Raw genomic sequence first — 15,256 nt, 5'->3', positions numbered from 1 at the left:
CTTGAAAAGCATATTTTGTAAGAAAATTACCAAAGGGTAATCAAATTTCTAAAGATAAGTTTATTCATGATTTTTATATATGTATTTACTTTGTGAATGTGATTTTCTGTATTTGACGTGATCTAGTACAGTCTTAACAATAAATAAACTGGCACGAGTAAGCTGGTATAAGAAAGGAAAGCGCTATGACAGAACGAGTTCAACAAGGCGGTCTACAGATCGCATCAAGCCTATTTACACTAGTGAATGAACGCATTGCACCAGGAACGGGTATTGATCCAAAGGTCTTTTGGCAACGCTTTGAGGAAATTGTCACTGACTTGGCGCCTAAAAATAAAGCGTTATTGGCAAAGCGCGATGAAATTCAACAACAGATTGATGATTTTCATCGCGCACGTCATGGGCAACAGCATGATGCCGCAGCATATAAACACTTTTTATCAGAAATAGGGTATTTATTACCTGAAGGTGAAGACTTCAAAGTATCGACGAAGAATGTAGATGCTGAGATTGCCTTACAAGCTGGTCCTCAGTTGGTGGTGCCTGTGAAAAATGCACGTTTTGCTCTAAATGCCGCCAATGCGCGTTGGGGGAGCTTGTACGATGCGCTTTACGGTACTGATGCAATTCCTGAAGAAGAGGGTGCAGAGCGCTCTGGTGGCTACAATCCAGTTCGCGGAACTCGAGTGATTGCATTTGGTCGACAACTGTTAGATCAAGCTGCGCCATTAGTGAGTGGCTCCCATGCTCAAGCATTGCAATACCAGATTGTTGACGGTGAGTTAGCCGTGACCATGAAAAATGGCGACGTAGTACAGTTAAAAGAGACGGAAAAATGCGTTGGTTATCAAGGTAAGCCGGATGCCCCTACAGCAGTGCTGTTAAAAAATAATGAGCTGCATCTCGAAATCCAGATCGATCCAAATGGCTTTATTGGCCAGCACGATCAAGCTGGCGTACAAGATATTTTAGTTGAAGCAGCAGTATCAACCATTATGGATTGTGAAGACTCGATTGCGGCAGTGGATGCCGAAGATAAAGTAGAAGTGTACAGCAATTGGCTTGGTTTGATGCAAGGTACCCTTGAGGAGTCTTTTGATAAAGGCGGGAAAACGGTGACTCGTTCCATGAATCCAGACCGCAAATACCTAGATAAGTCTGGAGAGTCATTTAGCCTTCATGGCCGCAGTCTTTTGTTTATTCGTAATGTCGGTCATTTGATGACGAATCCAGCCATCTTAGATGCAGATGGAAACGAAGTGCCTGAAGGTATCATGGATGGCATGATTACAGTGTTAGCTGCAATGCATGACTTACAAGGTAATACGAAGCGCAAAAATAGCCGTGCTGGAAGCGTGAATATTGTGAAGCCAAAAATGCATGGTCCTGAGGAAGTTGCGTTCACAGTTGAATTGTTTGGTCGTATAGAGCAAGCCTTGGGATTGGATCGCAACACCTTGAAAGTCGGTATCATGGATGAAGAGCGTCGTACGACGGTAAACCTAAAAGAATGTATACGCCAAGCGAAAGAGCGAGTGGTATTTATTAATACTGGTTTCCTTGATCGCACCGGAGATGAGATCCATACCTCTATGCTAGCAGGGCCTTTTGTACCGAAGACCGCTATGAAGCAGCAAGCCTGGATCAAGGCCTATGAAGATTGGAATGTCGATGTGGGTATTGAATGTGGTTTGCCAGGTAAAGCGCAGATCGGTAAAGGGATGTGGGCGATGCCGGATGAAATGGCAGCGATGCTTGAACAAAAAATCGGCCACCCTATGTCGGGTGCTAGTACCGCATGGGTCCCTTCACCAAATGGTGCAACCTTACATGCTAGCCACTACCACACGGTGAATGTGCGTGAACGTCAGGCAGAACTTGCGATGCGTGAGCGCGCTAGCCTAGATGATATTTTAGCCATCCCCTTGCTGGATGACCCAACCACATTAACGGATGAGCAGATTCAATTTGAACTGGATAACAATGCTCAAGGGATCTTAGGCTACGTTGTTCGTTGGATCGATCAAGGAGTGGGTTGCTCTAAGGTACCAGACATCAATAATGTTGGTCTTATGGAAGACCGAGCCACGCTGCGGATTTCCTCGCAGCATATTGCCAATTGGTTAGAACATGGTATTTGCAGTGCAGAGCAGGTGATGGCATCAATGAAGCGTATGGCGGCAGTGGTAGACGAACAAAATGCGCAAGACTCAGCTTACATAGCGATGGCGCCTAATTTTGACGGAGTAGCGTTTAAAGCAGCTTGTGATTTGGTGTTCAAAGGAAAAGAGCAGCCAAATGGTTACACAGAGCCACTGTTGCATGCTCGACGTTTAGAGTTTAAAGCACTGAACGCCTAACACAAATTGTCTAGTGATCGCTCGGTTTGCCCTGTATCAGGTAAATCGAGCTTTTTTATTTGTTTCATGTGACGATTCTCCCTACTCTATAGCACTAAATTGCTTAGGAAGAGTGATTTGATAAATGGATGATGTTTAAGAGAGACGATATGAAACAGCTATTAGGTGTGTTGGGACTGACACTGGCAACCTCCATGGCTTCAGCAGCCACGAAAACCGTTGAAAACAATGTCGGTACTTTGATGCTTGAAGGAAGTGTGGGCAGTGAATACTCTCAGTTTGGTGTAGGACTTGGGATTAAGCCAGAAAATAACCGGCCAGGTTTTGGTGGGTTGTACTATGAGCAGGTGGATTTGGACCATGGAGTAGGGACTCGAATCCAGTTGTTAGGATTTCGCGGGTTTAGTGTCGAGGGGAATGGAGAAGATCCTCGTGGTGCGGACATTACCCTCGGATTAAGCCGAACCGAGCATGGTGATTATAAGCGTACAGGGCTGAGTGGTAAGGCTGCTCTTTTTGTACCTTTGATGCAAAAGCTGACTTGGACTGTCGGCGGTGACATACGACCAACCTTTCTTTCCTTTGATTGGAACAACGATGTGCTAACGGAGTTCGCTGTGAAAGCGGGTTTAGATTGGCGATTGATGGATAATTTAGGGGTGTTTGGCCATTACTATCATGAAGGTATTTTATCCGATAGCTTCGATGAAGAGCGTTTGGGTAATGGTGTCGTAGCTGGATTTAATTTGGTTTGGTAGTACATAAAACGAAAGGCAGCTCGAAGCTGCCTTTGTTATGTATTTAGAGCGTTAGCTTTTAGCTAATTCTGTCAGCAGCATCGTGCGGTTTGCTGCTTCTGCTAGCTCTTGCCCTTTCTTCACGAAGTGGCGCTTGAAGTAGCTTGAGTGCTCATCATGTTCATGGAAGTTATGCGGCGTTAGAACTGCAGTCAGAACCGGTACTTCCGTTTCAAGTTGAACCTGCATTAAGCCGTTACAGACTGCTTGCGCAACGAAATCATGACGGTAGATACCACCGTCTACAACAAGGCCGCTTGCTGCAATAGCGTGGTAGTTACCTGTTTTCGCTAGTAGCTTAGCCTGAAGAGGGATTTCATAAGCGCCAGGAACGGCAATCAATTCTAAATTATCTTCTGAGTAGCCATGGCTTAACATGACTTCTTTGAAGCCTTCCCAACATTGTAGAACAATGTCGCTATGCCAAGAAGCATGTAAAAAAGCCACTCGCTTTGTAGCTGGATTAAATGTAAGAGAATTCGTTGAGCTCTGATTCATAAATATGTATTCCACAAAAAAATGCTGAATCAGGGCGAACGGGAGGCAAGGCCTAACCGCTTTGAAAACGATCAAAGTCTAAATTGGTAAATCTTGTCTACGCCGTCCTCTATCATCCGGACTATAACCGTCGGCTCTGGATTCACACCAGATCTGCTGACCCTTCTCAAATAAAGAAGGCGCTCGCGGGCTTTGAGATTGTGCTCATTACCGCCGGTGGGGAGTTTCACCCCGCCCCGAGAACGAAGTCGCTTGAGCGACGTTTGATACTTTAGAACTATTGCCTGTTAAGTGTCAAAGTGAAAACAGGAAATTCATTGCACAAAAACGAACAATTTATGTCAGATAACACTAACTTATAGGTCCTAATTGATTTAGGACAGCTAATCATTCATTAACGAGAGTAAAATTAATCGCATTATCGCTTAAGTATCTAACAATGGATGATTGAGGAATCCTGTTATGAAAGTTGGTCAATCAAAGAATTTAGACCATGAGGTTAAACTCAAGGATGATGATTTAATTGTTAGTAAGACGGACAAAAAAGGAAAGATTCTCTACGCGAATCGAAGCTTTATGAATATATCGGGTTTCTCTGAGCAAATGTTACTGGGGGAAGCACACAATATAATTCGGCATTCAGATATGCCAAGAGGAGTTTTCCGCTTAATGTGGAAAATGCTGCAAGATGGGGATGAGTTTTTTGGCTTTGTCAAAAACCGGTGTTTAGACGGTGGGTTTTATTGGGTATTTGCGAATGTTACGGCTGATTTGGATGAGCATGGGGCGCTGCAAGGTTATTTTTCAGTAAGACGTCAACCCTCTTCTGCAGCAGTGTCTTTATGTGAGGGTTTATACAAACAAATGAGAGATATTGAAAGCCAATATCCTGGTAATGATGGTATCAACCGTTCTGTGGAATGGTTGTTAGACCAAGTCTACGCAATGGCTCCAACGTTTAACGAAGCTATGTTTACCTTGTATCAAAAAGGGAAGTGAAGCCATGCAAAAAAATCACACTAGTCGCAGTATCCCGTTTTTGCGTACACAGTTTATTGGGCTTGGGGCATTGGTGTTAACACTATTGGTCGCCATGTTGATTAACCATTTTTCCATAAAAAGCACGACATTTTATTTTATTGCTTCTACTTTAATGGCTTGTTCCTTTGCCTTAGTGATCTTCCAAGGGTTACGTTTAGTTGAAACCCTAAATCGACTTTCATTTACGATTTCTGCCTGTCGAAAAGGGGAGTTACATCACCGCATTACTAGTACTAAAGGGCTTGGCGAACTAGGGATTGTTGCGTGGGAGTTGAATGATTTACTCGATCGTATTGAAACGTATTTCAAAGAGCTTGATACGACGTTTACTTTTGTGGCCAAAGGCGATTTCCACCGCAGGCCGATCGCGGTTGGTTTGCCAGGAAATATGAAGCATTCAATCAATGCCGTTCAAGAGTCCGTTGCTGCGATGCATTCGAATGTTTCTTTAATCAACCGTAATGAATTGTCTTCTAAGCTTCATGAGCTCAATACTGAAAATTTAATCGGAAACTTGCGTGAAGCACAATCGGATTTGATGCGAGTAGATCAAGAGGTTAGAAATATAGGGGAGCAAGCTTCAGGGAACGCCAGTTCCGCTGAGCACAGCCTTGGCGCAGTCGAGCAGATTCGACATTCGATTCATACCGTAAGCGAAACCATCATTAAGGTCTCCGATGTAGTTGAAGCCTTAAGTCGAGATTCAGAAAAGGTATCTTCATCGCTGGTAACTATTAAAGACATCGCAGAGCAGACCAATCTATTGGCGTTAAATGCTTCGATTGAAGCCGCGCGGGCAGGAGAGGCAGGGCGAGGGTTTGCGGTCGTTGCGGATGAAGTCAAGCAGTTAGCGAACAGAACGAAAGAAACGGCAGAGTCTGTGGATCAGGTATTATCTACTTTGAGTCAGCAGGTAAGTGAAGTCAGTCGTATCACCGAAGAGTCCAAGGAGCTGAGCGCAAATATGCAGGAATTAGTTGGAGGATTTGAGCAGCAGTTTAATCAACTTGCCCGATCCTCTCGTATTTCAGCGCTTAATGTTGATGGCGTGGCGACGGTCATTTATCACTCATTGATTAAGCTCGATCATGTCATTTATAAGCAAAATGGCTATGTAGCTCTAAATGCTGTGACAGAGTCAAATGAGTATAAGGCAGCGAAGGTCGATCATCACTCATGCCGAATGGGTAAATGGTATTACGGTGAGGCAAGAGACTTGCAAATTTCTAAGTCTTCGTCCTTTAAGCAACTTGAGCAGCCACATAAGCAAGTGCATGACTCAGTTCATGCAGCGATTGCGAAAATGTCGACTGATTGGAGCAGCAAAGTTGAATTACGCAATGCGATTGTTGACTCAATGCGCTCCGCTGAAGAGGGAAGCAGCCAAGTTATTCACTGGGTCAATAAGTTAACTGATGAGCATATGGAAGAATTAGAGATTCAAATTAGTCGTGTTTAACGGCTAATTTGTATCTAAGGGAAAATAGCGTTAAGTTATATTCTTACTACTCTTATTGATTGAATGGATTCAACATGAAACAGCATTGGGTTTGCGTCATATTGTTAAATTTACTCACCACATATTCTTTTGCTGAAGATCCTAAGGGGCTACTCAACTACCACTGCCAAGGGTTAAATGTTGCAGTGGGATTTGAACAAGATAAAGCCAGAGTCGTAATTAATCACTACGCTTATATCCTTGAGCGCTCATATTCCGCATCGGGCTCTCTATATTTGGGTGATGTATTAAGCTTTTGGGATAAAGGTCAAAAGGCCACCTTGATTTATAATGGTGACCGCTCCATCACCTGCAAACTCCTTGCAAATAAATAACTAACCTCTTGAACATTCCTCATTTTTTTACAGGTCGATTTCATGCGTCTTACTTTGGTGGCAGTGTATAATCGCTTCAAAATCAAATGAGAGTGAGAGTATGAGCAAGCTATTTGTAATGGGAATGGGGCCTGGTGATTTAGGGTTAGTTGCACCGAATGCTACCAAGGCTTTAGCGGCTTGCTCTGATTGGGTTGCCTACGGTTATTACTTAGAGCTGTTAGGTGAGCTAAGTGAAGGCAAAACCTTTCATGATTTACCTCTCGGAGAAGAAATTGGCCGTGCGCGTTTAGCGCTTGATCTTGCCGCACAAGGTAAATCTACCGCACTCATATCCAGTGGGGATATTGGTATTTACGCCATGGCCACTCTGGTATTTGAGCTCTTGGATCAGCAACTTCAAGGTAAAGAAAACCATCCTGAATGGCTGGATGTCGAGATCGAGGTCATCCCTGGTATTTCTGCGATGCAAGCGGGAGCGAGTCGAGTTGGAGCCTTGCTCGGCCATGATTTTTGCACCGTGTCTTTAAGCGATTTACTGACCCCATGGGAAACCATTGATAAGCGTATTCATGCCGCTGGGGCCGGTGATTTTGTCATTTCCTTTTATAACCCTGTTTCACGTAAGCGTGATTGGCAGTTGAATCACGCACGCGATGTATTGCTGCAATACCGTCCTGCTTCCACCCCAGTTATGATAGGCCGTCAATTAACTCGTCCAGAAGAAGAGATTACTTTTACTACTTTAGGTGAGTTAGATGCCAAAGATGTGGATATGTTCACCATGGTCAGCGTAGGTAACAGTGAGTCGCGCCATATTGTAAACGGTGAAAAACACTGGATTTATACGCCTCGTGGTTATTCAAAGAAGCTTTAACGACTAATTAAGGGTTTATTCATGACAGTATTCTTTATTGGAGCTGGGCCTGGTGATCCAGACTTGATGACGGTTAAAGCATTGAAGACCATTGAGTGCTGTTCAGTGATCTTATATGCGGGCTCGCTGATCCCGACAGAAGTGATTGATAATGTACGGGATCGTGCTGAAGCGATTTACGACACCGCTTCTTTGAATCTTGATGAAACCACTGAAATCATTCGCCAAGCTGCCGCTGAAGGAAAACATGTGGCACGCTTGCAAAGTGGCGACCCTGCTCTTTATGGTGCGATCGGAGAACAAATGCGCCGTCTCGAGGCCTTAAACATCGATTATGAAGTGATCCCTGGTGTCAGTGCGGTGGCGGCTTCTGCTGCTATGCTACAAAAGGAACTGACGTTATCCGGTGTTTCTCAAACGGTGATCATGACTCGCTATGAAGGTAAAACACCTTTTCCTGAACGTGAGCGTTTGCCAACGCTTGCGAAAAGCGGTGCCACATTAGCGATTCACCTTGGCATCACTCGTATACATAAGATTGTCGAAGAACTCCTCCCGCATTATGGCGAGGATTGCCCAGTCGCGGTGTGTTATCGCACCAGTTGGCCTGATCAGGACTACGTGACAGGGACATTAAAGGACATCGTAGAAAAAGTGCGTGCGAAGAAATTTACCCGAACCAGTTTAATCTTGGTTGGACATGTATTAGATACAGAAGACTTTGCCGACTCGTACTTATACGACAAGTCACAAGCTCATATTTACCGCAAAATTCACCGTAAAAACGATGGTGAGGTGTAAGGATTGACTATGCAACTAAATAAGATTCCAACAACGGTCGTCACTGGCTTTTTAGGCAGCGGCAAGACCACACTGTTATCAAATGTTCTTAAGCAAGCAGCAGGTAAGCGCATTGCTGTGATTGTGAATGAGTTTGGTGAATTAGACATTGATACGGACCTGCTTCGTTCCTGCCCGCTAGATTGTGAAGATGAGAGCGCAGCACAACGTGGCGAAGATGGCTTTTACGAACTGGCAAACGGTTGTATCTGCTGTACGGTAGAAGAAGAATTCCTACCAGTAATGGAGCAGTTGGTTGCTCGTCGTGATGACATCGACCATATTCTGATTGAAACCAGCGGCTTAGCCTTACCAAAGCCATTAGTGCAGGCCTTTAACTGGCCAGGCATCAAAGAGCATTGTACGGTGGATGCGGTGATCACTGTGGTGGACGGGCCAGCAGTGGCTGCGGGCCGCTTTGCTCACGATGAGGAAAAAGTACAAGCGCAACGTCTGGAGGATGAGTCGTTGGATCATGACCCATCTTTACAGGAATTGTTGGATGATCAGTTAAGCGCAGCGGATTTAGTGGTTGTCAGTAAGAATGACCTTCTAGATGCTTCACAACGTGAGTGTGTGAAACAAGTGATCGAAAGTGAGGTGGAATCCAGCGTTAAGATTGCTTACATCGAAAACGGTGAAGCGGCTCTAGACGTATTGTTGGGTCTGGAAGCAGCTACCGAAGCTCGCATCGAAGACGTGCACAATCACCACGATCATCATCATGCACACGGACACGATCATGATCATGCCCACGATCATTTTGATTCGTTTGTGGTTAAGTTAGGTGAAGTAGATGCTGACTCTCTGCAAGACACGCTAGAAGAGCTTGTGGAAAACAATAATATCTACCGTATCAAAGGCTTTGCTGCCGTGAATGGTAAGCCTATGCGTCAAGTGTTTCAGGTTGTTGGTACGCGTCTTGACCGTTACTTTGATCGCTTATGGCAACCGGATGAGCTACGCCAAACACAGCTGGTGTTTATCGGCAAAGGCATCAGCAAAGACCAGATTGAAGACAAACTCAACGCGGCGCTGACCGCTTAAGCGAGAAACACTGTGCATTTATTGGCAGCCAAACCGGGTGGCTTTGTAGACGATGAAGGTATCATCGATTTAGGTCAAAGCCCTGCTGACATTATTGTCTTAGCGGCTGCCGACTCGCTGTTGAGTGCTCTCGGTCAAGCGCTAGATGCTTGGCAAACGGATCACTCCCCCTCTGTACGTTTGGCCAACTGGATGCAGTTGGTCAAACCTGCCGCTTACGATCTCTACGAAGACGCTGTTTTAGATAAGCCAACGCAAAAAGGCCGAGCGCAAGTTGTCATACTGTCCCTACTGGGAGGCCAGCATTATTGGCCTTACGGTTTTGAGCGTTTACAAGCTTGGGTCAAAGCTAAGCGTAACCGTCATCTGATTATTGTGCCGGGCGATGACAGTGCTGACCCCGAGATTATGCAGGCGTCTTCTGCTGATCAAATTAGCGTACAGCGTGTATGGCGCTATCTGCGTGAAGGCGGGCATGCCAATGCTGAGCATTTGTTACGTTTTCTCGATCATCATTATTTCTCAGGTGTTGACGATTGGGTTGAGCCCACTGCCATTCCCAATGCATTGATGGTGCTAAACGGTAAAGCCACCGATTTGCATTCTTGGCAGAATCATTATCGTGATGCGTTGACCCAAGGCTACCCTGTGGGGTTAGTGTTGTATTACCGTTCCCACTTTCAAAGTGGCAACACACAAGTGTTTTCTGATCTGTCGAACATTTTGCTTGAGCAGGGCGTAGTGCCTTTAGAAATTGCCCTGTCATCGTTGAAAGACTCGATTAGCCTCGAGTTAGTGAATACGCTGATTGAGCGCAGCCAAGCTAAGGTGATTTTGAATTGTACTGGCTTTTCCGCTAACCGTGCTGGAAGTCCTGATCTGGCCTCCGAGCCGACCGACTTTCAATCGGCTTTTGAGCATCCGTTACCCGTTTTGCAGCTGATTTTATCTGGCAGTACCGAAGAAGATTGGCAAGGGCAAACTCAGGGGCTTCGTAGTCGCGATGTCGCGATGCAAATCGTGTTACCGGAAATGGATGGCCGTGTGATCACTCGCGCGGTGAGCTTCAAAGCCTTGTCTCATTTTCATGAGCAAGCACAGATCGATTTACTGCGTTATGAATTACACACTGAGCGGGCGACCTTTGTCGCACAGCTTGCCAAGCGCTATGCGCGTTTGCATGCCTTGCCGAATGCAGAAAAGCGCATAGCCTTTATCCTCGCCAATTACCCTACCAAAGATGGGCGTATTGGTAATGGTGTGGGCTTAGATACGCCGGCTTCCAGTGTGAATCTATTGCGCGCCTTAGAGCAAGCGGGTTATCCCATTGAAGACGTACCTGAAGATGGCAACGCGCTGATCGAGGCACTATTGGGCGCAGTGACTAATAACCCTAATACCTTGCACCAGCGCGGATGTTGGCAAAGCTTAAGTCTTAATGATTATTTAACACATTTTTATCAGCTGCCCATCGAAGCGCAAAATGCGGTGTGGGATCGTTGGGGGCCTCCGGAAGAGGACCATAAATGCCGCGCCGTCGATGGTGAATGGCGCATGATGCTGGCGGGGATTCGGTTAGGGAAAACCTTTGTTGGTATTCAACCTGCCCGCGGTTTTAACTTGGATTTGGCTGCTAACTACCATGATCCAGATTTGATTCCGCCACACAGCTATTTGGCTTATTACTTTTGGTTGCGACATGTCTATCAAATAGATGCTATTGTTCATGTGGGCAAGCATGGCAACTTAGAGTGGTTGCCGGGTAAAGGTACGGCCTTGTCAGAACATTGCTGGCCAGACATCGCTATGGGGCCAACACCGCACTTTTATCCGTTTATCGTGAATGATCCGGGGGAGGGCGCACAAGCCAAACGCCGTACTCAAGCCGTTATCATTGACCATCTAATGCCGCCCATGACTCGCGCTGAAAGCTATGGCGATATGGCGGAGCTGGAAACCTTGGTGGACGAGTATTACCAAGCACTAGGTATGGATACTCGCCGTGAAGCATGGCTGCGTGACTCAATTTTAGAAAAGGTCAAAAGCAGTCATCTGCTAGAAGAGCTCACCGGTGTGCAAGCTGACGATGATGAGTCGGTATTGGAAGAGCTAGATGCTTACCTCTGTGAAATCAAAGAATCCCAGATTCGCCACGGTTTACATCGCTTAGGAGAATTACCCGAGAAGGATAAATTGGCGGATACGCTGGTTGCGTTACTTCGTCTGCCACGTGGTTCAAGTGTGACCAGCATGGGTATCTTGCATGCGTTGGTAAAAGACCTAGGACTTCAAGAGGCAGACTTTGATCCGATGGAAGCCACTCGTGATGTTTGGCAAAGTGAAAAGCCAGAGTTGTTGGTACAAGTTTCTGACCAAGTTTGGCGTACCCATGCGGATGCCAAAGAGCGTTTGGAACTGTTAGCGCAAGAGTTAGTGCTTACTTCGTTGATTGAGCAGCAACCTATCGATCGCCAGCAATTGCCTAATACTGCGGCGCTATTAGCCCATGCTAGGCAGACATTAGCGAAGGCTCTGGAGCAAAGTGCTCACGATGAAATTAATGCCTTGTTAAAAGGTTTATCTGGGCAGTTTATTCCACCTGGGCCAAGTGGAGCACCGACCCGTGGCCGACTGGATACCTTGCCAACGGGGCGTAATTTCTTTTCCGTGGACAATCGCGCGATCCCATCTCCTGCTGCTTGGGCCATTGGCCAAAAGTCGGCTGAGGCATTGGTACTACGCCATTTACAAGAGCATGGAGATTACCCTACAAACTTAGGCTTATCCGTATGGGGCACGGCCACCATGCGTACCGGTGGCGATGACATTGCCCAAGCCTTTGCTTTAATGGGCGTACGTCCCATTTGGGCACCGGGTTCTAATCGTGTGACCGACTTTGAAGTCTTATCTTGTCTGCAACTGGGTCGTCCACGAGTGGATGTGACCCTGCGCGTATCGGGCTTTTTCCGCGATGCCTTTGCCAATGTAATGCGTTTATACGATGCGGCGGTGCAAGCGATCGCTAACTTCGAAGAGCCCGGCAACGGCAATACCATCCGTGCCAATGTTGAGTCGCGCAAGCAAGTGTTAGTCAGCCAAGGCTTTAGTGTAGAAGAGGCTGAACGCCAAGCCTCTTACCGTGTTTTTGGTAGCAAACCAGGTGCTTATGGCGCAGGTTTACAGGGCTTAATCGATGAGCGCTGTTGGGACACTCAAGCAGACTTGGCCGAGGCCTACTTAAATTGGGGCGGCTACGCGTACGATGGCGATTTACGTGATGGCTTTGAAGCAAAGCAAGCGTTTGCTAACCGTCTTGGCCAATTAGAAGCGGTAGTGCAAAACCAAGACAACCGTGAGCATGACCTGTTAGATTCGGACGACTATTACCAATTCCAAGGGGGAATGACCAATGCTGTGACCCAGTTAAGTGGTCAAGCACCTAGCGTCTATCATAATGACCATTCCAATCCGAGTCAGCCTAAGGTACGCACGTTAAAAGAAGAGTTGAACCGTGTCATACGCGGCCGCGTATTAAATCCGAAGTGGATTTCGGCTATGCAAGAGCATGGCTATAAAGGGGCATTTGAAATGACCGCGACAGTGGATTATTTGTTTGCCTACGATGCCACGACGGATTTAATAGCAGATTATCAGTATCAACAGGTGACAGAGGCTTTACTGCTTGATCCTGTGAACCGAGATTTTATGGAGCGTAATAATCCGGATGCACAATTAGAAATGGGCGAACGGCTTCTCGAAGCAATCCAGCGTGGGATGTGGTCCGAGCCAGAGGGCTATGCAGAAAAAATCCAATCGCTATTGCTTGAGATAGACCAGCGTCAGGAAACACAAGGTCGTTAACCTTGTCTATACAATTAAACCCTATAGAATATGCGCCTATTGCGTAAAGTTAACCCAGAGAGAGATATGAGTATTTCAACCCAAGAGACAAAGAAAGGCATTATGATTTGTGGTCATGGAAGCCGCGATAAAGATGCAGAACGTGAGTTTGGCTTAGTTGCCGAAGGGCTAAAAGCCCGTTTTCCTGATCTTCCGGTTGAATACGGCTTTTTGGAGTTCTCTGCACCAAACATCCACATGGGGTTAAATAACCTGATCAAGCAGGGTGTTAATGATATTTATGCTATTCCAGGTATGCTGTTCGCAGCAACACATGCTAAGAACGATATCCCATCGGTACTGACTACGTATCAAGAAAAAAATGATGGGCTGGATATGCATTACGGCCGCGAACTGGGGCTGCAGGAGGACATGATCGAAGCATTCCAAGCTCGAATCTACGAGTCTCTTGGTCTAGATCCAAACAACCCGCCTGCTGAATTGTACGATACCATGTTAGTCGTGGTGGGTCGCGGTACATCGGATACCTCTGCTAACGCTGAAGCGGCTAAGCTAACGCGTATAGTGAATGAAAACATGGGCTTTGGTTGGGCCGATACGGTCTATTCAGGGGTGACTTACCCATCTGTGGGAGTTGGACTTGAGAAGTTAGTGAAACTTGGCTTTAAGCGTATTGTCGTTGCACCTTACTTCTTATTTACAGGTCGTCTGATTAAGCGTATCCAAGGCTATGTGGACAAAGTAGCGCAGGAAAATCCTGGCATCGAGTTTATCCAAGCTCATTATCTGAGTGATCACGAGCGCGTCATTGATGCGTTTGAAAACCGTGTGAATGAAATTATGGACGGTTCGCTATTCAATAGCGCAGAAGAGACCTTGATGAGTTCTTTCAAACGACGTTTAGCGGCGGGTGAAGTGGATGTGCATCATCATCATGCTGAGTTCGTGGACCCTGAAGACGATACCCAAGGCCTGTCAGAGTCGGATCAAAAGCATGAGATGACCTTTAGCGCGATTAAAGCTATTGATCATTCCCATGACCACTCTCATAGCCATGCACACGAACATTCCCACAGTCATGATCATAGTCATGGCCACCATCATCACGGGCACGCACATGGCCATTCTCATGATCATGGGCACCATCACCATGGAGTTTACCAACATATCGGCCATCCAATGGGACCGCGTACTATGATTGGTGAAGGCATTTGTTGTTGCTTTATGGGGCAATTTACCGAAGAGATTTTAGAACAGGAAAAAGATCGTCTAGATGGCGATTGCAATAAAACAGCGCAAGCACATCAGCGCTAACCTTCAAAACCCGCACCTAAACAGGTTTTAGAGCGGGTCCTAGAACCATCATTAGAGCCGCCATTTGAAATATGCTATGGTCTGCCGCAAACCTCTGAACTCCTCAGAGATATGTTGATCAGTTTGGGAGATACACGTGTCTGAAATACAACAAGAGCAAGTTCTAAAACTAAACAAAATCCGTGACGCTTGGTTGCCTGCCGTTGAGTTTTTGTTTGGACCTGCCTACGAGAAGGCACAGTTTTTGGGATTTGAAGTAAGCTCGGACATTGCGACGCCTGAATTGAGTATGCCTTTATCAGAACAACCTTTTGCCTATAAAGTTAAAGTACCAGCGCGCAGTTTCACCAACGAAGTCATGTTGTTGGCGGATGTCATACAGGTGTTAGTGAAAGGATTATTTCCTAGTGATGGCAAAGAAAATCAAGCTACTGCTCTAAGTGAAGGTGCGGCCGTGTATGGTGCTGTTACTGCTATCAAGCAAGTATTTGGCGAAGAGACTTTAGATTCTTATTTGAATGCGCTCAAAGATAATGGTTTTGCCTTTTATGATGCGTTTTCATATGTAGCGGTTTTACTAACTGAAGATCCTAAAGGTATCGTCAAATTGAGAGAAATGAAGCCTTTATTATATCAAGTTGAAAAGGCAGATATTGCTGCGGTAGGGATAGACTTAGACCCTAAAATAGCAGACATATTAACCTATACATTTCGATCTTAGAGTTAGGCAGTTTACAGCCCCTCTAAAGACAGTAGATTAACCCTCAGTAACAAGGCTTTAGCAAAGT

12 protein-coding genes, 1 pseudogene and 1 riboswitch are annotated in these 15,256 nt (G+C 45.9%); of the genes and pseudogenes, 12 read left to right on the top strand and 1 reads right to left on the bottom strand.

The annotated features are described in order from the left end of the window. Positions 1–185: 185 nt before the first annotated feature. Together ACXAC1_RS01980 and ACXAC1_RS01975 are read left to right on the top strand one after the other, a co-directional pair. Positions 186–2,360, top strand: a complete 2,175-nt coding sequence (locus tag ACXAC1_RS01980) for a malate synthase G (RefSeq protein WP_475058186.1) — start codon at positions 186–188, stop codon at positions 2,358–2,360. A 149-nt stretch (positions 2,361–2,509) separates the two neighbouring features. Next, positions 2,510–3,118 (top strand): hypothetical protein, encoded by a 609-nt coding sequence (locus tag ACXAC1_RS01975; protein WP_475058184.1) that lies wholly within the window; start codon positions 2,510–2,512, stop codon positions 3,116–3,118. Positions 3,119–3,169: 51 nt separating this feature from the next. Here ACXAC1_RS01975 and ACXAC1_RS01970 read toward each other — a convergent pair whose 3' ends face one another. Continuing rightward, a complete protein-coding gene (locus ACXAC1_RS01970) occupies positions 3,170–3,655 on the bottom strand; it encodes a 6,7-dimethyl-8-ribityllumazine synthase (protein WP_133560679.1) in 486 nt (161 codons plus the stop codon). Between the two features lie 100 nt (positions 3,656–3,755). Then, positions 3,756–3,903: riboswitch (FMN riboswitch) on the bottom strand. Positions 3,904–4,117: 214 nt separating this feature from the next. Between ACXAC1_RS01970 and ACXAC1_RS01965 the strand changes: the two genes are divergently transcribed. From ACXAC1_RS01965 to ACXAC1_RS01920, 10 genes and pseudogenes are all read left to right on the top strand, one after another. Then, positions 4,118–4,654 carry a PAS domain-containing protein gene (locus ACXAC1_RS01965; RefSeq protein ID WP_475058181.1) on the top strand — a complete coding sequence of 179 codons (537 nt, stop codon included), beginning with the start codon at positions 4,118–4,120 and terminating at the stop codon, positions 4,652–4,654. A 4-nt stretch (positions 4,655–4,658) separates the two neighbouring features. Continuing rightward, positions 4,659–5,654, top strand: a pseudogene (locus tag ACXAC1_RS01960) (methyl-accepting chemotaxis protein); the annotation flags it as partial. Between the two features lie 6 nt (positions 5,655–5,660). Continuing rightward, a complete protein-coding gene (locus ACXAC1_RS01955; RefSeq protein WP_475063764.1) occupies positions 5,661–6,155 on the top strand; it encodes a CZB domain-containing protein in 495 nt (164 codons plus the stop codon). Between the two features lie 74 nt (positions 6,156–6,229). Then, a complete protein-coding gene (locus tag ACXAC1_RS01950; RefSeq protein WP_475058179.1) occupies positions 6,230–6,529 on the top strand; it encodes an MliC family protein in 300 nt (99 codons plus the stop codon). A gap of 100 nt (positions 6,530–6,629) precedes the next feature. Then, positions 6,630–7,406: a precorrin-3B C(17)-methyltransferase gene (gene cobJ, locus ACXAC1_RS01945; RefSeq protein WP_475058177.1), complete on the top strand. Its 777-nt coding sequence runs from the start codon at positions 6,630–6,632 to the stop codon at positions 7,404–7,406. A gap of 21 nt (positions 7,407–7,427) precedes the next feature. Next, positions 7,428–8,207, top strand: coding sequence for a precorrin-4 C(11)-methyltransferase (cobM, locus tag ACXAC1_RS01940; protein ID WP_475058174.1), 780 nt, complete (start codon positions 7,428–7,430; stop codon positions 8,205–8,207). A 9-nt stretch (positions 8,208–8,216) separates the two neighbouring features. Then, positions 8,217–9,293, top strand: a complete 1,077-nt coding sequence (cobW, locus tag ACXAC1_RS01935; protein ID WP_475058172.1) for a cobalamin biosynthesis protein CobW — start codon at positions 8,217–8,219, stop codon at positions 9,291–9,293. Between the two features lie 12 nt (positions 9,294–9,305). After that, entirely contained in the window at positions 9,306–13,154 is a 3,849-nt protein-coding gene (gene cobN / locus ACXAC1_RS01930) for a cobaltochelatase subunit CobN (RefSeq protein ID WP_475058170.1), read from the top strand. Positions 13,155–13,220: 66 nt separating this feature from the next. Then, complete coding sequence (locus tag ACXAC1_RS01925) at positions 13,221–14,468, top strand: sirohydrochlorin chelatase (RefSeq protein WP_475058167.1); 1,248 nt, start codon at positions 13,221–13,223, stop codon at positions 14,466–14,468. A gap of 136 nt (positions 14,469–14,604) precedes the next feature. Next, the gene (locus ACXAC1_RS01920; protein WP_475058165.1) at positions 14,605–15,189 is read left to right on the top strand and encodes a hypothetical protein; all 585 of its coding nucleotides are present in this window, start codon (positions 14,605–14,607) and stop codon (positions 15,187–15,189) included. The last annotated feature ends 67 nt before the right edge of the window (positions 15,190–15,256 follow it).

It is taken from the genome of Marinomonas sp. AWM4_232 (assembly GCF_056158325.1).
This window is presented reverse-complemented; position numbering and strand designations above follow the sequence as displayed.